The following is a 20,398-nucleotide window of genomic DNA, read 5'->3' on the forward strand; positions in this document are numbered from 1 at the left end:
ATGTTCAAAATATCGAACAAGGAATGTTGAATAGTGAATAGCGAAGTTATCGCTTACACCTTCTTCTGATTTCCTTCTGCAGTGACTACACTTTTTACAAAGATTGAAATCAACTGATTATTCTCATCCAAAATCTTTTCGATCAATTCCATGTGGTCAAACAATTTGGCTCGCTTAATAATTTGAAGATTGATATAAGACTCTCTCAATTCTTTCAATACTACTTTCAGTTTATGAATAAAATCCCGTCTGGATTCCCCTGCCTGAGCCTCTCCATAATTCAATGCTACTGAAGTCCCAGACCGAACCAATTGCCCAGCCAAATGATTTCCTGCTTTTGAACTAGGCATTTTGTCCACAACATCAATGATCGAGACTGAAAATTCAATTAGTCTTTCTTCTAAATCATAATTGTACTTCATACTTGGTTGGTTCTAGTCACTCACTTCAATATTCGTCATTCTTTATTCGATGTTCAAAATATCAAACAAGGAATGTTGAATTCCGAAGTTCGTATATATTTCATTCAATCTATTGATCGTCTACCAACTTTTACCTCTATCCAGCCATACCCTTCGCAGATTCAGCAAAAACAAAAGCACGACCCACAGCGCTATGTTCTGAGCTTTCTTCACTACACCAAATACTGCAACAAGTCCGGCTTGTCGTTGAGATACTCGTAGACAAAATTCTTGGCAGTCATGCGGTCCAGCAGCCCCTGTAGGTTGTCTTTGTTTTGCAACTCGATTCCGATCAAAGCGGGTCCCTTTTCGCGGCTGTGCTTTTTCGAATATTCGAAGTGCACGATATCATCCCCTGGTGATAGTATCTCCGAGACGAACTCCTTGAGTGCCCCCGCTCGTTGTGGAAATCGCAAGATGAAATAATGCTTGAACCCCTCGTAGAGCAACGAACGTTCCTTGATTTCTTCGGTACGGGTGATATCGTTGTTGCTACCGCTGATCACGCAGACGACATGCTTGCCTTTGATTTGCTCCTTGTAGAAGTCCAGAGCGGTCAGCGTCAAGGCGCCTGCAGGTTCTACCACGATGGCTTCCTCGTTGTACAACTGTAGAATCGTCGTACAGATCTTGCCCTCTGGCACGAGAATAATCTCCTCCAGCCCGTCTTGGCAAATCTCCAAAGTCTGAGTCCCCACGGCCCGCACTGCCGCACCATCTACGAAAGTGTCGATCTCGTCGAGGGTCACATTCTCCCCTGCAGCGATGGAGTCGCGCATGGCCGGTGCTCCAGCAGGTTCTACCCCGATGATTTTGGTCGCTGGCGACAGTTCTTTGAACACCGTGATGATGCCAGAGGCCAGACCTCCACCCCCGATCGGTACAAACAAATAGTCGATGGGCGCACCAGTATCATTGGCAATCTCTAGTCCTACTGTTCCTTGTCCTTCGATGATTTTCTGATCGTCAAACGGATGTACAAACGTCGATTGGTTTTCTTCGCCATAGCGCTGTGCCTGCTTATAAGCGTCATCGAAGGTGTCGCCTGTCAGTACGACTTCTACCTTGTCCTTGCCAAACATCTTAACCTGCCGGATCTTCTGCTTGGGTGTGACACTCGGCATGAATATCGTGCCGTGTATACCTAGCTTCTGACAGGAATATGCTACGCCCTGAGCATGGTTTCCAGCACTGGCACAGACGATTCCATTGTCTTGTTGGGCTTTGCTGAGGCTTGCGACTTTGTTGTAGGCTCCACGGAGCTTGTACGAACGTACGACCTGTAGGTCTTCACGCTTGAACTCCACCTCCGCATCGTAGCGCTCGGAGTAGTTGAGATTGGGCATGAGCGGAGTATGCACCGCCACGCCTTCCAGCCCCTTACTCGCTTTCATCACACCTACCAGTGTAGGTTTATTGGATTTGACAGCCGACTCCATAGCTTAGGACAGTGTTGCCTCTACTGATTCGTCGACATCTGAGGTACAGAACTCATAGATTGCTTCAGCGATTTTGCTAAAGGTCTGCTTCAACACCTCTTGGTTCTCTTCGAGTAGCGTGATTCTAAATCCTCTCAGTTCGGACTGAAACGAAGACAAAGGCACTACACACACACCTTTGGCAGCTAGCAAGTAATAGACGAAGCGCTTGTCTGGCTCTCCAATTTTCTCCACCCAGTCTTCCGCTAAGGCTTGGATTTGCTCGTCCTCGATCTTCAAAAATTGCTTGTCATTGATAGATCCGTCTTTGAATACAATGGTGTTGTAAAACGCCCCATTGGTCTTGTTGAAAGTGATGTAAGGAATCTCATGGAGATACTGTGAAATGATCTCACTTCGCTCCTCAATTTCTTTTCTACGTTCACGCAGATACTCCTTGAACTTCGGGTGTTCTTGGATGATAGGCAATGCCTTTTGTGGCAAAGTCGTCGAACATACCTCTACCATCTTGGCATTTTCCAGCGTCGAACAGTACTGATCGAACTGCTCATCCACCTTGCGGTTGTAGAATTCCATCCAACCACACCGAGACCCTGGCCATGGAGTATCTTTGGATATCCCCTTCATGGCAATCCCAGGTACATCACCGAGTACTTCGGCGAGAGATTTGGTCTCTACACCATTGTAGATGATGTTGGTATAGATTTCGTCACTCACCAAAAACAAGTTAAACTCCCGAGCAATCTCCACGATCTCCTCTAAAATCTCCACGGGATAGACCATCCCAGTTGGGTTGTCTGGATTGATAATCAATATCCCTACGATGTTGGGGTTGTATTTGACCTTCAATCGGAGATCTGCCAAATCTGGATACCAGTTGTTCTCGGGATCAAGGTTGTAGGTCAGTGGTTCCTTGTTGGAGTGTGCCGCCTCCAATGCAGAGTGTGTCGAGTAAGCTGGCGAGGGACCTATCACACGCGAGTAGGGATTCAAAAACTGGTAGAGCTTGCCTATCGCATCTCCCAGCCCGTTGAAAAACAAGACATCGTCTGCAGTGATTTGTGCACCGCCTTTTTCGTTGTTTTTACCCGCGACGTATTTGCGTGTTTCGAGTTCTCCTTTGGAGTGGCAGTAACCGTAGGTCGAATTTTCATTGACCAGAGTGGTCAAGATTTCTTTGATCCAGGCGGGTACTACCGCATGCTTGAGGATAGGGTCTCCGATGTTTTCCCAATAGATTTTTTGTCCGAGTGCTTGCAAAGCCTCTGCTTTCTTGACGATATCTCTGATCTCATAGTCAAGCTGTCTCGAACCCTCATGAAGTAGTACTTGTCTCATTGTATTAGATGTTAGATTCTTAGCACCTAGATTCAAGACTTTGACGCCAAGAGCCTAGGTGCTAATATCTAGTGTCTGTTCTTAAAAATTTCGGATGTCCAACAGGTTATCCTTGGAGTTCTCTAGTTCCTTGATGTACTCCTCCGTCTTGCGCTTGGACTTAGAAAGTGCCACACGCCCCGAACGCACAAACTCCAAAAGCCCTAACGGCACGAGTTTTTCGTATAGATCGTGTGTTTCGTCCTTGAGTCCTGTCTTCTCTAGGATAATGTGATCCTCTTCGATCACCAAAATCCGCGCACCGTTTTCACGGACGAGCTTCTCGATACTTTGACCGTTCAAAAACACCGACGTAGGCACCTTATATAGAGCGATCTCTTGGTAATAGATCTGATCCTCGTTGTACAAAAAGGCCCCCAATACATCCACAATCTTGCGGATTTGCTTGACGGTTTTTTCTGCTTCGTCCTGCGTACACGTTACCACGATGGTGAATCGGCTGATACCTGCCACCTCCGTAGAAGACACGTTCAAACTATCTATATTGATCTTCCTTCTCGTAAAGATGATCGTGATTTGATTCAACAAACCTGCTTTATCTTCGGTCAGTACCGATAATGTATGTTGCTTATCCACTTTAATCTAATTTTTTAGTCCAACCTCATTTCCGAAACCGAAGCTCCTGTTGGAATCATTGGAAATACATTTCCTTCTTTTTCAACCATCACTTCGAGCAAATAAGGCCCTTCGTGATCCAAGAACGTCTTGAGCGCATCGTCGAGATTTTCTCGCTTATCGACGCGACTACATGGGATACCATAGCCTTCGGAGATCTTCTGAAAATCCGGATTGACCATCTCAGTAAAGGAGTATCGACTATCGAAGAACAACTGCTGCCACTGACGCACCATGCCGAGGAAGTTGTTGTTCAAGATCAAAATCTTCACCCCAATCTTGCTCTGGAAGATCGTACCCAACTCCTGAATTGTCATCTGGAATCCACCGTCACCAATCACCGCGATGACCTCCTTCTCTGGTCGTCCCATCTTGGCACCCATCGCCGCTGGCAGGGCAAACCCCATGGTTCCTAAACCGCCAGAGGTCACATTCAACCTCGTATCGCTAAACTCGTAATACCTCGTCGCAATCATCTGGTGTTGTCCTACATCCGTCACTAGGATGGCTTTTCCTTCGGTCTTGTCAGAGATCGCTTTGATAACCTCAGACATTTTCAACTCTTCTCCCTTCGGGAAAAAATCACCTTCGATAACCTTGTCATATTCAATTTTGTCACACGCCTTGAACTCTTCAATCCATGATTCGTGCTTGTTCTCTTTTACTTTCGGTACCAAGTTCAACAATGCCGCTTTGGCATCCGATACGATCGCGACTTCTGTCTTCACGTTCTTGTCTACTTCCGCTGGGTCGATCTCGATATGTATCACCTTGGCCTGCTTGGCATAGGTATTCAAATCTCCTGTCACCCTGTCATCGAACCTCATCCCGATTGCAATCAAAAGATCACATTCGTTGGTCTTGACGTTGGGGCCGTAGTTGCCATGCATCCCGAGGTAGCCCATGTACAATGGGTGAGCAGTAGGTACAGCTGACAGTCCCAGCAGCGTAGACGCCATTGGTATGCCCGTTTTTTCGGCGAATGCCAAAAGCTCATGCTGTGCCTGTGAGATGATGACACCATGTCCTACGAGGATCATCGGTTTCTTCGCCTCGTCGATCAGTTTGGCAGCAGCATCTACTTTGGACTCATCCAAAATTGGATACGGGTGATAGCTACGGATTCTTTCACATTTCTGATAAGAAAAATCAAACTCCTCAAACTGTGCATCCTTGGTGATATCGATCAATACCGGACCTGGACGACCCGTATTGGCGATATAAAAGGCCTTGGCCACCGCCTCAGGAATCTCCGATGCTTTGGTCACCTGTATATTCCACTTGGTGACAGGCATAGAGATACCCACGACATCCGTCTCCTGAAAAGCATCCGTCCCCAGCAAGTGCGAAGCGACCTGCCCTGTGATACATACCATCGGCGTAGAGTCGATCTGTGCATCCGCGATCCCTGTGATCAAGTTGGTTGCACCTGGCCCAGAAGTCGCAAAGCAGACACCTGTTTTGCCGTTGACACGAGCATAACCCTGTGCGGCATGCGCGGCACCCTGCTCGTGACGTACGAGTATGTGATTGAGTCTGTCCATGTACTTGTATAGCAAGTCATAGATCGGCATGATGGCTCCACCGGGATAGCCAAATATGGTATCGACATCCTCCTCGAGTAGACATCTGAGGAGTGCCTCAGAGCCAGTCATTCTTTCGGTTTTGGCCATAGCTTTCTTTTCTTGTTCTAATGTAGAAGTCTCCATTTCTCCTAATATTTATTCGTCGGTCACACATCCTTCGGATGCAGACTTTACTTGATTGATATATTTCTTGAGTATGCCTTTGGTTGCTTTGTAAGGAGGCTGTACCCATTCTTTCTTTCTTTTCTCCATCTCCTCGTCACTGATCTTCAGTTCGAGTTTGTTGTTGACTGCATCGATGGCGATGATGTCTCCATCTTTCACCAATCCTAGCGGCCCACCTTCTTGCGCTTCTGGAGTGATGTGCCCCACCACGAAACCATGCGAACCACCAGAGAATCGACCGTCCGTGATCAATGCCACGTCTTTGCCTAATCCTGCGCCCATCACAGCACCTGTAGGCTTGAGCATTTCTGGCATCCCTGGCCCACCTTTTGGTCCAGAGTATCGGATGACAATCACTTCTCCTTTTTGCACCTCTTCGCCGATTCCTTTGATCGCCGCGAACTCATCGTCGTAGCATCTCGCTGGCCCTTCGAAGTACTCGCCTTCTTTGCCTGTAATCTTCGCTACCGCACCAGTCGGTGCGAGGTTTCCATACAGAATCTGCAAGTGTCCCGACTTTTTGATCGGATCTCCAAAGGAGTGAATCACATCCTGCTTCGCTTTCAAAGAAGGTCCTTCTTCTATGTTTTGTGCCAAAGTCTTACCCGTCACAGTCATACAATCACCGTGTAGATAACCTTCTTTCAACAAGACTTTCATCACACCTGGAATACCTCCCACGTTGTGAAGATCCTCCATGAGGTACTTTCCACTTGGTTTCAAATCCGCTAAGAAAGGAGTCGTATCTGACAATCTTTGGAAGTCATCCAATCCGATCGGCACATCGACAGACTTGGCCATGGCGATCAAGTGAAGCACCGCATTAGTAGAGCCTCCTGTAATCATCACCAATCGAATCGCATTTTCGAACGCCTCTTTGGTCATTATGTCGCTCGGACGAATATCCTCGGTCAGCAAATGTCTCACCGCCTGCCCTACTCTATAGGTCTCTTGCTTCTTGTCCTCGCTTTCGGCAGGATTGGAAGAAGAAGAAGGTAAACTCATCCCCATTGCCTCGATAGCAGATGCTAGCGTATTCGCGGTGTACATCCCTCCACATGCCCCTGGGCCTGGGATTGCATTTTTGATAATTCCTTTGAAATCCTCGTCAGAAATATTATTTCCTAGTTTTTGGCCGTATGCCTCGAAAGCCGATACAATGTTGAGATCTTCGCCCTTCCATTTCCCAGGCTTGACCGAGCCGCCGTAGACCATGAGTCCCGGTCTGTTCAATCGTCCCAAAGCCATGATAGCGCCAGGCATGTTCTTGTCACACCCTACGACTGGAACTACTGCATCGTAAAACTGTGCATTGACCACTGTCTCGATGGAATCTGCGATAATGTCACGAGACACCAATGAATATTTCATCCCAACTGTACCATTGGATATCCCGTCGGAGACCCCTATAGTATGGAAAATCAAACCGACTAGATCAGCTTCTTTGACCCCTTTTTTGACTTGGTGAGCCAAAATATTGAGGTGCATGTTACATGGGTTTCCTTCAAAACCGGTACTGACTATACCTACTTGTGCTTTGCTCATGTCGGCTTCTGTCAATCCCGTCGCGTACAATTGTGCCTGTGAACCAGGTTGCGAAGGATCTTGCGTGATCGTCTTACTGTGTTTGTTAAGTTCCATTTATATTCTAATAATTTCTAATCTTCTCTTGTTATCCTACCGCCGACTCACTCAACTCTTCGTTGGTGACTCTGGCTCTATACATCTGAAACAGCTCGTAGGCCACTGTTTCTTTCCAATCTTTTTTGAACTCAATATCTCCTATCGAGGAAATACTCGCAACCTCTGTCGCCGTACCTGTGAAAAAAGCAACTTCCCCTCCTCTCATATCCTCTGGCACGAACAGCTTTTCCACGACAGGATAGCCGAGCTCCATCGCGTACTCGATGATAGTTGCTCTCGTGATACCTGGCAGGATATTGCCCAATGGAGGCGTATAGATCACACCGTCTTTGACAAAGAAGAAGTTCTGTCCAGACCCCTCCGACACATAACCGTCCGAATCCAACAACAAAGCCTCATCGTACCCCTCTCGCTTGGCTTCATTGGTTGCCAAAATAGAGTTTGTATAGTTGCCAGTCACCTTCGCCTCAATCGGAATTGACTTTGGGTTTGGACGCTGGTAGGATGAAATCATCACTTTGAGTGACTCATCTCCGAGGTATGGAGGCCACTCCCAAGTCGCCATCATGATATGTGTCTCACCACAGGTAATCAGCTTCATGTTAGCGCCGAGATATATCAATGGTCTGATGTAGGCATTCTCCAGATTATTCTTTTCTATCAACTCATAAGAAATCTTGACGAGTTCGTCCACCGAGTAGGGAAACTTAATTGCCATTCGCTCTGCCGAAAACTTCAAGCGTTCAAAGTGCTGCTTAGCCTTGAAAATATTTGGTCCTGCAGCACTACCATAAGACCGTATTCCTTCGAACACACCATTGCCATGGTGCATGGTTTGGCTATACAAATTGACTTTAGCCTCAGAAGCCTTGAGCCACTGGCCGTCTAGGTAAAGAATCGAATTTTCGTTGTAATACATGGTCTAATCTCTTTAAGTTATTTAGCAATAGACATAAAAAAAGCCCTTCACTGTAAAGAGAAAGGCTTTCGGATATTTTTAGATATACGCAGCTTTCTCAGTAACCGTACACGGCAGTCACAGTGACAATAGCTAATATGTCAATAATCGTTATCACTTTTATCTGTTGTTTTTGGGCAATAAAAAAGCGTCATCCTTTGGGGGAATGACGCTTCAAATATTTTTTTAGAATTATTGATATATCATTCCCGGCCTGTGATCACGGTGACCACTGCTACAATCGTTAATGCTATGACAATAATTGCTATCATTTCTTTCTTTTAATTAATGCCAAAATAGCTCATTTTAATTTTCAGTTCCAAACAAACAGTCGGGTTTTTGACAAAAATAAAATACACTCGCTTGTAGCCTACTAAACAATACTTAGCTCAGGAAGAATTGAAATTTCACTTTTCTCCTACCCAAAGAAACCACCTACTGCGATTTCGACTTAACTTACCTTATTCGAAAAACAATCATTCAGCCCCAAAGGCATACAGGTAGTTCGTCCTAGTGCCTCTACACTGACTAGACCCTAAGAACATACGGCCAGTCAATTCTTCGTCATGCTGTTTTGGAGTCCGCTTACTACTTTTGACAGTTGCTGATGCGTATTCTGCTTTATTTGTGTTTCGATTCTTCATATCTTATGCTTAGGCACTAATTGCTAGTGCATTCATGAGCTCTTTCAACTGCTCCTCCTCTACCACATTATGCTTGTCTGCTACAGATAAAAACTGCTTGTACGCTACATCCAGCTCTTCTTTGGCTAACTTGAAACCGATTTTTTCCAATCGGTAGCTCAATGCTGCTCTACCACTGCGGGCAGTCAGGATAATAGATGACTCGTTCACGCCGACTTCCGCTGGATCGATAATCTCGTAATTGTCCCGATTCTTAATCACACCGTCTTGGTGTATCCCCGATGAGTGTGCAAAGGCATTAGAACCCACGATCGCCTTGTTTGGCTGTACAGGCATTCTCATTTTTTCAGAGACCAATCGGCTCATGGCGTTGAGGCGTCTAGCATCTATCCGCGTATCACTTTTCAACCAGCTGTGCTTGCGCATGATCATCACGACCTCTTCGAGTGATGTATTTCCTGCACGCTCTCCAATTCCATTGATAGTACATTCGATTTGTCTCGCTCCATTTTGTACCCCAGCGATAGAGTTGGCAGTCGCCAAACCTAGATCGTTGTGACAGTGCGTCGACAAGATCGCTTTCTCAATTCCTTTGACGTTTTCTTTGAGGTATTTGATTTTAGCCCCATACTCTTCTGGCAGACAATACCCTGTGGTATCTGGGATATTAATCACTGTGGCTCCTTCTGCAATGACCGCTTCTACGACTTGCGCCAAGAAGGCATTCTCGGTACGTCCCGCATCCTCCGCATAGAACTCCACGTCTTCCACATATTTTTTTGCCCACTTGACAGCCTGCTTACTTCTCACTAGGATATCTTCTCTAGTGGTTTTGATTTTAGTAAACACGTGCTGATCCGATGTCCCGATCCCTGTATGGATTCTTGGGTGCTTCGCATGTTTCAATGCTTCGGCAGCTACTTCTATATCTTTTTGTACTGCACGCGTCAATCCACACACAGTAGCATTTTTAACCAATTTGGCTATCTCAGACACAGACTCAAAGTCTCCAGGGCTGGAAACCGGAAAGCCCGCTTCGATAATATCAACCCCCAACAGCTCTAGTTCTTCCGCTATCAGCAACTTATCTTTGGTATTCAACCTGCACCCAGGTACTTGTTCTCCATCTCTAAGCGTCGTATCGAATATGTGTATGCGATTTTCCATAGTTCTGTTTCTATTTCTTACACTCCAAAAGTAATTAGCGAATTATCGCTAAAAAATACCATTGTTTTATTTATTTACGATCTCTAACAAGTCATAATCGAACCAAATACTCCAATTAACGTAAATAGAACAAACTTTAAATACAATGTCTAAAGAAAGATCCGACTCTCTATTTCTTTTGATCAAGTCACTCAAGAAAAGTGAAAAGCGCTATTTCAACCTATCGAATAGTGGCACAGAAAATGCCAAATACACCCATCTATTTAGCGTTATTGACAAGCAGAAGAAATTCGATGACGATGAAATATTGATCAAAGCGCCCATAATCAAGGCACAACAACTCTCTAATCTCAAAGCTCACCTCTACACCAAAGTACTCGAATCACTGCGAGACTACAATTCTAGTACACTCCCCAACATCCGTATCCGGGACATGGTGGATCACGCCGAGATTCTATTCAACAAAAGTCTCTATACCCAATGTGCTGAGGTAATCAAAAAAGCAAAAAAAATGGCCATCAAGAGTGACAACCTTGAGATGCAATTGGAGATTTTAAAATGGGAGAAACAAATGCTCACACGACATACGGTCCGTGACAGTCTAGAGCGAACCAACAAAGTGATACGAGAGATAGAGGAAACCACCACACGCATCAACCATATCAACTCTTTCTCCAACCTCCAGTTCAAACTACAAGCGATGTACAAAAAAATTGGGTTCATCCGAAATGAAAGTGACTACAAGGACATCAATCAGGTTTTCAACTCCAACTTGCCATTATTCAATGAAGCGACTTTTTCTGTCAGTGAAAAAATCAGTTTGTATACTCTGTATATAGGTTACTATTTTTTTATTCAGGATTTCAAAAAAGGGTATCAGTACGCCAAACGGCTCGTCGAGCTCTTTTCGGGACAAAAAACACTAATCCAATCAAGGCTGGAAGCTTACATCTCTAGTCTGAACTATCTACTAATCGCTCAAAACAAACTCCTGAAATACCGTGAATTTCAAAACACCACACGTGAGCTCCGTGCATTATACACCCTGCCTTCTGCTCACCTCAACGAAAACATCAAGCTAAAGCTGCAGAAATACACCTTCGTCCACGAGTTTAATCGACTCTTTATGAAAGGAGATTTTAGGAGAGGTGTTAACCTAATAGAACGGATCATGCCAGGAATCGAACCCTTTGCTCTACAGCTTGACCCACACTCTCGAGTCATCATGTACTTCAAAACCGCCTGTCTATACTTTGGAAATGACGACCACAAAACTGCCATTATCTGGCTCAACAAAATCATCAACTCGCACGAAGTGGATTTGAGAGAGGACATTCACGGTTTTGCACGGATAGTTAACCTGATCAGCCACTATGAACTAGGCAACATGGAGTTGATCGAGTACTACGTACGATCCACCTATCGTTTTCTTCTGAAGAAAGAAGACCTCCATCAGTTTCAAAAATACATCCTCAACTTCCTCGTAAGACTAAAGACAAACATCACGGAAAAAGAGCTAGAAAAACGATTCGAAACACTGCGTAATAATCTCCTCTTGCTATCCAAAGATCCTTACGAAAAAAGAGCTTTCTTGTACTTCGATATCATCTCGTGGCTAGAATCCAAAATCGAAAAGCGTCCCGTACAGAATATCATCCAAGAAAAAGCGGCTGTTCGCTTGACGAACGCCTAGGTCATTGATTACATTTGGTATATAACAACCCAAAAACAAAATCATTATGGAAGAAGTATATCTGGTATCTGCCGTCCGCACACCAATAGGAAGTTTTGGCGGTAGTTTATCCTCTCTCTCAGCGGTCCAACTTGGTTCTATTGCTATCCAAGGCGCGCTCAACAAAGCAGGAATACAAACCGAAAATGTAGACGAAGTATTCATGGGCAATGTCGTATCAGCAGGATTAGGACAAGCACCCGCACGCCAAGCAGCGATCGGAGCTGGCATAGGCTACAACGTCCCGTGCACTACGGTCAATAAAGTCTGTGCCTCTGGCATGAAGTCCGTCATGCTCGCTGCTCAATCCATCATGCTTGGACAAAACGACGTGGTAGTCGCTGGTGGCATGGAAAGCATGTCCAATATCCCGTATTACGTACCAAAAGCACGCTACGGTCTCGGTTATGGACATGGACAAATGCTCGATGGATTGCTACATGACGGGCTCTGGGAGCCATATCATAAATTCCCCATGGGTAGCTGCGCAGACAACACTGCCAAGGAAATGAACATCAGCCGCGAAGCGCAGGACGAATACGCTATTGCTTCTTACCAAAAAACAGCTACATCTACCGAAGCTGGTTCTTTCAAAAACGAAATCGTACCCGTAGAAGTCCCACAAAGAAAAGGAGAGCCCGTCGTAGTAAATGAAGACGAAGAATTCCGCAAGGTCAAATTCGACAAAATCCCATCGTTACGTCCCGTCTTCAACGCTGATGGCTCTGTCACGGCAGCCAATGCGTCCACCATCAACGACGGAGCTTCCGCCCTAGTGGTAATGAGCAAGCGAAAAATGGAAGAATTGAAACTAAAACCCATCGCAAAAATATTGGGGTTTGCAGATGCCGCACAGGAACCTATCTGGTTCACCACTGCTCCATCGCTGGCAATCCCAAAAGCGATAAAACACGCTGGATTAACACCCAAAGACGTAGATTTCTATGAGATTAATGAAGCGTTCTCAGTCGTCGCACTCGCCAACATACAAGCACTCGGCCTCAAGCCAGACACAGTCAATGTCCTCGGTGGAGCAGTAGCACTAGGGCATCCACTCGGTGCATCAGGTGCACGCATTATCACAACACTAACCTCTGTACTCGATCAGAAAAAAGGTAAAATCGGTGTAGCAGGCATCTGTAACGGTGGAGGTGGCGCATCTGCCATCGTTATAGAAAAGTGTTAATATCAACCCAATAATGCTCATGCAAACGAATGAGCCAATAAACCGTTATTTCTTCAAAGACTTTACATTTGCGAACTGATACAAGTGTAAAGTCTTTTTCACCCCTAGATATGAGAAAAATATTAGTCCTTTTGCTTCTTTCTATCCCTTCTGTATCGCTATTCGCACAGACCAAAGTAACCAAACGCTACGATCAGGAGCGAAACGGAGCCTATCCAATCAGAGAGACTTACACCACGATAAAAGTGGATACAACCACCGTACTACATGGTGAATACAAAAAGTATAGTTATGATGGAGCAGTAATAGTAACAGGATACTATCATCGGGGCAATCGTGAGGGGGAGTTTCTCAATTACTACGAAGACGGGCAGATACAACGCAGCACTTTCTATCTCAGAGGAAAAAGGCAGGGAGACACCAAAGTCTTCGACGATGCTGGACACCTAATCCAGTCAGGCACATTTCAAAACGATAGCTTGATTGGCATACTCAAATCCTACTACCCAGACGGTACGATCAAAAATGAAACAGAATTCAAAAAAGGTAAACCAGACGGACTAGTCAAAGAATACTGGACAAACGGAAAGATCAAAGAAGAAATCAGCTACCTAGGAGGTAAACAACACGGCCCTAACAAGACCTACTACGACACTGGTATCATCAAGTCCTCCATCCATTATAAAAATGGCGTAATCGATGGACAACTACTCAGCTACTACCCTAGTGGACAGGTCAGTACCGAAACATTCCAAAAAAATGGGTCTAACGAAGGAAGTTTCAAGAAATACTATGAAAATGGTCAGCTAGAAACTGCTGGCAACTACGAGCATGGACAGCTCAACGGGGCGATCATTTCTTACTATCCTGATGGAGCAGTCAAGCAGGAACTCAACCTAGCAAACGGTAAAAGATCTGGAACCAACATCGTCTACCATCCCAACGGTCAGATCAAAACCAAAGGCAACTACTCCAACTATGAAAAAGACAGCAACATAGATGAGTTCGACGAATCAGGCATTTTAATCGCTACTCGCAAATTCAAGGATGATTTCAAAACTGGAACATGGAAGTATTTTAATGAGAAAGGCGATTTACATATAGTCGAGAGATACAACGAAGGAAAACTAGAAGGAAAACGTATCATCTATGACAACAAAGGCAATGTACTTACCGAAGAAGCATATATCAAAGGGAAGAAACATGGGGAGAGTCTCGCATACTATCCCAATGGCAAAATACTGGAAAGTAAAAACTACAAATTCGATCGACTAGATGGAGCTTACACACAGTATTTCAAATCTGGTGACCCTGAAATTCAAGGTCAGTACAACCGCAATGAAAAAGATGGACGGTGGATATACTATGACAAGAGAGGTAATATTATCAAAGAGGAAAGCTATAAATTTGGGCGGCTGATCACCCAGCCCTAGCATGAATTAAAATCCTGTCTGCTTTTTATATCTACTAATTAGCTGTGATGCTTTAGATTTGCCCCTATGAATACAGGTTTAAAATCTACTGATTATCACTTTGCTGGACAAACGAAGAAATACACTGGCAAAGTGCGTGACGTTTATGAATTCGACCATGCACTGGTCATGGTCGCTAGCGATAGGATTTCTGCTTTTGATGTGGTGCTCCCAGAGCCCATTCCCTACAAGGGACAAGTGCTCAATCAAATCGCTGCTCGATTCTTAGCAGCAACCGCCGATATCGTACCCAACTGGGTAGAATCTGTACCTGACCCTAACGTCACCGTCGGCAAGAAATGTGACCCCTTCAAAGTAGAAATGGTTATCCGTGGCTATTTAGCTGGACATGCGGCTCGCGAATATAAAGCCGGAAAGCGTATTCTTTGTGGGGTGAACTTACCTGACGGATTGAAAGAAAACGACAAGCTCCCTACCCCTATCATCACCCCTACGACAAAAGCCTCAGAAGGACATGACGAAGATATTTCTAGAGAGGAAATCCTAAAACAAGGAATCGTCGAAGAATCATTGTACATCCAATTGGAGGAATATACCCAAGCACTATTCCAACGGGGAACAGAGATGGCTGCAGAGCGTGGGTTGATTTTGGTAGATACCAAATATGAATTTGGCCTCTACAATGGAGAAATAATTTTGATCGATGAAATCCACACCCCTGATTCGTCACGCTACTTTTATGCAGACACTTATGCAGATTTACAAGCAAAAGAAGAACCGCAACGACAACTTTCTAAGGAGTTTGTACGTCAATGGTTAATCTCTGAAGGGTTTCAAGGCAAGGACGGACAAACGATTCCTGATATGTCTGAGGAAAAAATCAAGTCTATTTCTGATCGCTACATAGAGCTATACGAAAAGATCATCGGTGACACGTTTGATCGAGTAGACACTTCAGATATTTACAACAGAATCAAAGGAAACATCGAAAATTCGATTAATTTACAATAGAAGAGGAGAAAACACAATATGAAATTCACACTAGATAGACAAGAAAAATACAATACAATAAAGTTCAACGAAGAGAAACTAGACGCTACCATTTCGGCAGAGCTAAAAACCGAGTTTTTGGCTTTTCAGGGGCAGGGAGTTGCTAATATGATTGTAGACTTATCAGAGGTCAAATATATCGACTCATCAGGACTCAGCGCTCTTCTCGTAGGCAACAGGGTGTTTACTGAGGCTGGAGGGACATTCATCCTCAGTGGTGTATCTGATCACGCCATGAAACTCATTAAAATCTCGCAACTCGATAAAGTACTCGAAATCCTACCTACAGTAGAAGAGTCAGTTGATCTCGTTTTCATGAACGAGCTAGAGAAAGGATTAAAAGAGGGAGAAGAATAGTCTTCTCCTTAGTTTTTCAGCCCCTAACATTTGTCATTTAGCGTCAAAATACTCGGATCCAATGCATCGGTACCTGCTCATAACAGGAATCAAACATCACAACTGCTGACGATGATGCAAGTGCCTTTTCTTATCGATTGTGGAGAAGGCACACAGGTTCAACTCAAAAAGAACAAAATCAAAGCCCAGAAGATAGACTACATTTTCATCAGTCATCTACATGGAGATCACTACTATGGACTCATTGGGCTGATCTCTTCTTTACACCTCTATGGACGAAAAAAAGACCTAAACATCTATGGCCCTCCTGGGTTGAAAGAAATTTTAGCTATCAATCTCAAGCATTCGCAAACTGCACTAAACTACAAAATCAATCTGACCGAGTGGATTTACGGAGAGCAACAGCTACTAATGGAGACGCAGAACATCACTGTACACTCTTTTCCACTCAATCATCGAATTCCCTGTTCTGGATTTATCTTCCGAGAAAAACCTAAAAAGAGAAGAATAGACCGATCAAAAGTAATTGCAGACATCCCTCCATCTAAAATCATTTCGCTCAAAAACGGAAATGACGTATTCGACCAAGATGGAAATCTTCAATATAAGAACGAAGACTACACCCTAGATCCTGCTCCATCACGTGCCTATGCTTTCTGCTCTGACACGAAATATGACGAAGCAATCATCCCATACATACATGGTGTGGACATACTCTACCACGAAGCTACCTTCATGGACAACATGAAGGACCGTGCCGCACAAACCCATCACACTACAACCATAGAAGCTGGACTCATCGCTCAAAAAGCGCAGGTAAACAAACTACTCATCGGCCATTTTTCTACGCGTTACAAAGAGCTACTCCCTATGCTCGCCGAGACCAAAACTATCTTTGAAAATACAGAACTAGCCCTAGAAGGGTATGAGTTCAGTATTGATTGATAAGTACCAAAAAAGGGTTAGCACAAACATGCCACCCCTTCTTCTTCACTTTAAACTTCATGAAACAACTATCTATCAGTAGGATAGCTAAAAAGTAACTGTCACTCTTCAACTGATCATTCATTTCATACTACTTCCAATAATCGGGCTTGGTAGTTCGCGAACTAGCCCCGTAGGCTCTACAGTCTATGCAATTCACGGGGTAACACCCACTATTATTTGCTTCACAGACATAAGTATGCGTGTATGGCACCTCATAATCCATTAACATGATCCGTTGACTCGCAACTCCTGACACCCCAAAATAACCCAACACCAATTGCTCTGGATCATCTATAGAGCTTACATTCCCTTTGATCTGAAAATTACTCGTATCAAAAATAGACCCGCTGTTTTCTGCTTGTTTTTCAATAGCGGCCCAGTATTCATACGCTTGCTCACTCAAACTGTACAATTGAATATTTGCACTATATCCAATCGCAAATTTCTTATCTATATCAGTAACAAACACCTCATGTCCTAGCAGCTCCAGACCATCATAATATCCGTCATTCATAATGTTAAGAAACTCCGTATCAAATTGATCTACCCAACAATCCCGATGAGAAATAGCCATCGTACACCCTCTAGATTGTAAAATTTCACCTTCACTTTGACCTGCCAATGGTGACAATACCTGATAAGTTTCTTTATACCTCCATCTATAAAAATTATCAACGCCTTTGGGGTTATTGAAATCAGCGTAAAACACTACTACTGACTCCTCCGTAAGTACATCAGAGCTACTCAGTACACTACGCTGTTCTATCCGATGATAAACCTTATCTATCGTTGGCACTTCATTCAGTGACTCAAAAGATGACTCAAACTCCTCACCTGACCTCAAAACAACCCTTAACCTATAACTTCCTCCAAGTTCTGCTCGAAAATTTTCTGGTGTCTGATACTTACCTTCTCCTATATTTTCCAAATCAATTGCACCTCCCAGATTATCCTCAATAGTCACATTTGCTCCTTGTACTAGGTAGTAGTCTGTAGGGGCACCGAACTCTTTAGTTGTTGCTAATTTCACAATATGAGGACCAAATTCATTGGTTATAACCCCTTCAATAACTATATCTCCATTTCTTCCTTTAAAAACCCCTAGATTTTCAATGCAAGAAGAAGCAACCACTATAAATAACAAATAAAATAAAACTCTCTTCATCTCTAACTCCTCTTAAAACTCAATATTTAACATAATGGAAGGAAACGCACTACCCAAAACAGATAATTTATAGGCACTCGGTGGACTACCAACTTCATTCTTATAATACACTGAAAAAGCATTCTTTCGACCATATACATTGTATACAGCAAAAGTCCAACTTGCTCTCCACCACCTTTCTACCTTCGGTTTGGTTTTAAGATTCATTGAAATATCTAACCTATGGTAATCTGGAATTCTAAGTTCATTACGCAATGAATAACTATTAACATAGGTCAAATTACCTACATTGTAATTAAGCTCTGGTGCAGTAACTGGACGTCCAGTACTATAGGTGAAATTCACTCCAAAACTAACCAGAGGGGTCGACTGGTAATTGATAGCCGTAGTGAAATCATGTGGTTTGTCATAGTTAGACGGGTACCAATCTCCGTTACTTATTGTTTCATCATCATTCTCACCCTCTACTTTTCTAAATGACCTGGAATAAGTATAACTCATCCAACCAGTTAGCTTCCCCATTTTCTTATTCACAAAAAATTCAATCCCATAAGAATTTGATTCTCCTGTTAAGAGATCTGCTTCTAAATTTGTATTCATAAACAAATCCTTTCCATTCTTGAAGTCCGTCACGTCAGTGCCATGCTTATAATAGACCTCTACCGATGTTTCATACTGGTTTTCTCTAAAATTCCTGAAATAACCTAGAGAAAGCTGATCTCCTATCTCGGGGGGTATGTAGTAGTTGCTTGTTTTCCAAATATCATATGGGGAAACAGCTGCAGTATTGGAGATCATGTGAAGGTATTGCCTAGTTCTATTATAGCCCATCTTGATTGAACTCGTAGGCGTTAATTCATAATTGACAGTCACCCGAGGCTCCAGTCCTTGATAAGACGCTATTTGCTCACCATTGTCATAGTAGACTGTATCTGTGATATTGTTTTCCTTTCTCGAATCATTGGCTCCATACAAATAATCTATCCCTGGCCCTAGGTTAACAAAGTGACTAAATCTCAATCCAGCCCGTATTGATAATGAGGAGTTAACTGTGAAATCATCCTCTAAATAGATTCCCGTTTCAATAGATTTTTCCTTCTCAATATTCAAATCGGTAAGACTTGTATTTTCAGTTATAACATCTCGATTACCTGGTTGAAACTGATAATAGGTTGATTCCAAACCAGCATTTAAGCTATGCCTTTCATTTATGAGGTAGGAATACTTAACACTCATTTTTTGATAATCTATGATCGAGGTAACATCATAACGGATATTTTGATCATTCTCCTTCACTAACGAAGTGTAATTACCTACTACGAAATTCACATCTAAATCTGCCCTATCAGAAAAAATATGACTCCATTTCACCACATGATTCATCATAGACCATTCAAAGTCAGACTCTGCTGCAAATTTGAACCCATCGCGACTGTAGTAGCCAGAGTAGCTTATCTTATTCTTGTCATTAACCATGTAGGCCAACTTTGCATTCATATCCTGAAACATAGCACTGCTCTGGCGCAGCTCTAGGTCCTTAGCCCTATTGAGCAACCAATCAGAGTAAGAGGCTCTTCCTCCAATCAAAAATGATACTTTTTGCTTAACGATAGGACCTTGCAAGGCTAATTTACTAGCCACCAAGCCTAATCCTACCTCTCCCTTATACTCATTAAAATCTCCTTCTTGTAGCTCTACATCCAGTACAGACGAGAGGCGACCTCCATACTGTGCTGGCATACCATTTTTATACAAAGACGCACTTTTAACAACAGCTGGGTTAAAAACCGAGAAGAAACCAAATACGTGAGAAGGGTTAAAAATCAGAGCGCCATCCTGGAGAATAAGGTTTTGATCCACGCCACCTCCTCGTACATTGAACCCAGATGCACCTTCGCCCACTGTACTCACTCCTGGCAACAACATCAATGACTTTACCACATCAGGCTCACCCATAAATGCCGGCATAGAATTAATCTTGTTAATATCTAACTCGTTCTTACCCACATCAAGGCTCTTGACGTTTGCGTCTTGTTTCTCAGCAAAAACGGTCACTTCATTAAGATTAAGAACCTCTTCGCGTAGCTCAACTTCAATATTGACATCCTTAATCAAATCAATCTCTATGATCTGAGTCTTCATATTGACACTGCTAAAACGAACTTTAAATAGTCCTTTGGGAACAACAATTTTAAAATTACCCTCTACATCAGTAGCTGTTCCCTTTTGGACACTCTCTAAATACACCGTCGCTCCTATAACATCCAGCCCTGTGTAAGCACTCTTAATATGTCCTGATAGTGTGGCTTTATAAGGGTCTTTGTTTTGAGAAAAACTAGAAGAAACGGTAAAGAGGACTAACATGAATAGCATAACTATTCCTCTTGAATTGATTAAACTCATTATCTGGG

Annotated in this window: 17 protein-coding genes; 6 read left to right on the plus strand and 11 right to left on the minus strand. The window is 43.5% G+C overall.

The window, feature by feature from the left end; all coding sequences use genetic code 11:
• Positions 1–53 precede the first annotated feature (53 nt).
• The 9 genes from BUB99_RS11410 to BUB99_RS11445 all read right to left on the minus strand — a co-directional run bounded on the left by BUB99_RS11410 (position 54) and on the right by BUB99_RS11445 (position 10,077).
• Positions 54–422: a four helix bundle protein gene (locus BUB99_RS11410; RefSeq protein ID WP_073122617.1), complete on the minus strand. Its 369-nt coding sequence runs from the start codon at positions 420–422 to the stop codon at positions 54–56.
• Positions 423–634: 212 nt separating this feature from the next.
• Positions 635–1,900, minus strand: coding sequence for a threonine ammonia-lyase IlvA (gene ilvA / locus BUB99_RS11415; RefSeq protein WP_073122619.1), 1,266 nt, complete (start codon positions 1,898–1,900; stop codon positions 635–637).
• A 3-nt stretch (positions 1,901–1,903) separates the two neighbouring features.
• A complete protein-coding gene (locus BUB99_RS11420) occupies positions 1,904–3,238 on the minus strand; it encodes a pyridoxal phosphate-dependent aminotransferase (RefSeq protein ID WP_073122621.1) in 1,335 nt (444 codons plus the stop codon).
• Between the two features lie 81 nt (positions 3,239–3,319).
• A complete protein-coding gene (ilvN, locus tag BUB99_RS11425) occupies positions 3,320–3,874 on the minus strand; it encodes an acetolactate synthase small subunit (RefSeq protein WP_073122622.1) in 555 nt (184 codons plus the stop codon).
• A 14-nt stretch (positions 3,875–3,888) separates the two neighbouring features.
• Positions 3,889–5,622, minus strand: coding sequence for a biosynthetic-type acetolactate synthase large subunit (gene ilvB / locus BUB99_RS11430; protein WP_073122624.1), 1,734 nt, complete (start codon positions 5,620–5,622; stop codon positions 3,889–3,891).
• Between the two features lie 12 nt (positions 5,623–5,634).
• On the minus strand, positions 5,635–7,305 hold the full coding sequence (gene ilvD / locus BUB99_RS11435; protein WP_073122626.1) for a dihydroxy-acid dehydratase: 1,671 nt from the start codon (positions 7,303–7,305) through the stop codon (positions 5,635–5,637).
• A 31-nt stretch (positions 7,306–7,336) separates the two neighbouring features.
• On the minus strand, positions 7,337–8,227 hold the full coding sequence (locus BUB99_RS11440; protein ID WP_073122627.1) for a branched-chain amino acid transaminase: 891 nt from the start codon (positions 8,225–8,227) through the stop codon (positions 7,337–7,339).
• Between the two features lie 515 nt (positions 8,228–8,742).
• Entirely contained in the window at positions 8,743–8,910 is a 168-nt protein-coding gene (locus BUB99_RS20395; protein WP_170863787.1) for a hypothetical protein, read from the minus strand.
• Between the two features lie 9 nt (positions 8,911–8,919).
• Positions 8,920–10,077, minus strand: a complete 1,158-nt coding sequence (locus BUB99_RS11445) for a 2-isopropylmalate synthase (protein ID WP_073122629.1) — start codon at positions 10,075–10,077, stop codon at positions 8,920–8,922.
• A 145-nt stretch (positions 10,078–10,222) separates the two neighbouring features.
• Between BUB99_RS11445 and BUB99_RS11450 the strand changes: the two genes are divergently transcribed.
• The 6 genes from BUB99_RS11450 to BUB99_RS11475 all read left to right on the plus strand — a co-directional run bounded on the left by BUB99_RS11450 (position 10,223) and on the right by BUB99_RS11475 (position 16,780).
• On the plus strand, positions 10,223–11,770 hold the full coding sequence (locus BUB99_RS11450; RefSeq protein WP_073122631.1) for a hypothetical protein: 1,548 nt from the start codon (positions 10,223–10,225) through the stop codon (positions 11,768–11,770).
• A 46-nt stretch (positions 11,771–11,816) separates the two neighbouring features.
• Positions 11,817–12,995, plus strand: coding sequence for an acetyl-CoA C-acyltransferase (locus BUB99_RS11455; RefSeq protein ID WP_073122634.1), 1,179 nt, complete (start codon positions 11,817–11,819; stop codon positions 12,993–12,995).
• A 110-nt stretch (positions 12,996–13,105) separates the two neighbouring features.
• Positions 13,106–14,428 carry a toxin-antitoxin system YwqK family antitoxin gene (locus BUB99_RS11460; protein WP_073122637.1) on the plus strand — a complete coding sequence of 441 codons (1,323 nt, stop codon included), beginning with the start codon at positions 13,106–13,108 and terminating at the stop codon, positions 14,426–14,428.
• 66 nt (positions 14,429–14,494) lie between these two features.
• Entirely contained in the window at positions 14,495–15,439 is a 945-nt protein-coding gene (locus tag BUB99_RS11465) for a phosphoribosylaminoimidazolesuccinocarboxamide synthase (protein ID WP_073122639.1), read from the plus strand.
• 18 nt (positions 15,440–15,457) lie between these two features.
• Positions 15,458–15,835 (plus strand): STAS domain-containing protein, encoded by a 378-nt coding sequence (locus BUB99_RS11470; RefSeq protein WP_073122641.1) that lies wholly within the window; start codon positions 15,458–15,460, stop codon positions 15,833–15,835.
• Positions 15,836–15,865: 30 nt separating this feature from the next.
• The gene (locus tag BUB99_RS11475) at positions 15,866–16,780 is read left to right on the plus strand and encodes a ribonuclease Z (protein ID WP_073122644.1); all 915 of its coding nucleotides are present in this window, start codon (positions 15,866–15,868) and stop codon (positions 16,778–16,780) included.
• A 130-nt stretch (positions 16,781–16,910) separates the two neighbouring features.
• On the opposite strand, the gene BUB99_RS11480 is transcribed toward BUB99_RS11475, so the two are convergent.
• Together BUB99_RS11480 and BUB99_RS11485 are read right to left on the minus strand one after the other, a co-directional pair.
• Positions 16,911–17,987: a DUF4249 domain-containing protein gene (locus BUB99_RS11480; RefSeq protein ID WP_073122647.1), complete on the minus strand. Its 1,077-nt coding sequence runs from the start codon at positions 17,985–17,987 to the stop codon at positions 16,911–16,913.
• Between the two features lie 12 nt (positions 17,988–17,999).
• Complete coding sequence (locus tag BUB99_RS11485; RefSeq protein ID WP_073122651.1) at positions 18,000–20,360, minus strand: TonB-dependent receptor; 2,361 nt, start codon at positions 20,358–20,360, stop codon at positions 18,000–18,002.
• Positions 20,361–20,398: the final 38 nt, after the last annotated feature.

It is taken from the genome of Reichenbachiella agariperforans (assembly GCF_900142205.1).
Lineage (GTDB): Bacteria > Bacteroidota > Bacteroidia > Cytophagales > Cyclobacteriaceae > Reichenbachiella > Reichenbachiella agariperforans.

Coding starts and splice junctions, on each gene's coding strand:
- BUB99_RS11410 (WP_073122617.1), bottom strand. CDS start 422: ATGAAGTACAATTATGATTTAGAAGAAAGACTAATTGAATTTTCAGTC.
- ilvD (WP_073122626.1), bottom strand. CDS start 7,305: ATGGAACTTAACAAACACAGTAAGACGATCACGCAAGATCCTTCGCAA.
- BUB99_RS11485 (WP_073122651.1), bottom strand. CDS start 20,360: ATGCTATTCATGTTAGTCCTCTTTACCGTTTCTTCTAGTTTTTCTCAA.
- BUB99_RS11455 (WP_073122634.1), top strand. CDS start 11,817: ATGGAAGAAGTATATCTGGTATCTGCCGTCCGCACACCAATAGGAAGT.
- BUB99_RS11470 (WP_073122641.1), top strand. CDS start 15,458: ATGAAATTCACACTAGATAGACAAGAAAAATACAATACAATAAAGTTC.
- BUB99_RS11445 (WP_073122629.1), bottom strand. CDS start 10,077: ATGGAAAATCGCATACACATATTCGATACGACGCTTAGAGATGGAGAA.
- BUB99_RS11465 (WP_073122639.1), top strand. CDS start 14,495: ATGAATACAGGTTTAAAATCTACTGATTATCACTTTGCTGGACAAACG.
- BUB99_RS11480 (WP_073122647.1), bottom strand. CDS start 17,987: ATGAAGAGAGTTTTATTTTATTTGTTATTTATAGTGGTTGCTTCTTCT.
- ilvB (WP_073122624.1), bottom strand. CDS start 5,622: ATGGAGACTTCTACATTAGAACAAGAAAAGAAAGCTATGGCCAAAACC.
- BUB99_RS11460 (WP_073122637.1), top strand. CDS start 13,106: ATGAGAAAAATATTAGTCCTTTTGCTTCTTTCTATCCCTTCTGTATCG.
- BUB99_RS20395 (WP_170863787.1), bottom strand. CDS start 8,910: ATGAAGAATCGAAACACAAATAAAGCAGAATACGCATCAGCAACTGTC.
- BUB99_RS11440 (WP_073122627.1), bottom strand. CDS start 8,227: ATGTATTACAACGAAAATTCGATTCTTTACCTAGACGGCCAGTGGCTC.
- ilvA (WP_073122619.1), bottom strand. CDS start 1,900: ATGGAGTCGGCTGTCAAATCCAATAAACCTACACTGGTAGGTGTGATG.
- BUB99_RS11450 (WP_073122631.1), top strand. CDS start 10,223: ATGTCTAAAGAAAGATCCGACTCTCTATTTCTTTTGATCAAGTCACTC.
- BUB99_RS11420 (WP_073122621.1), bottom strand. CDS start 3,238: ATGAGACAAGTACTACTTCATGAGGGTTCGAGACAGCTTGACTATGAG.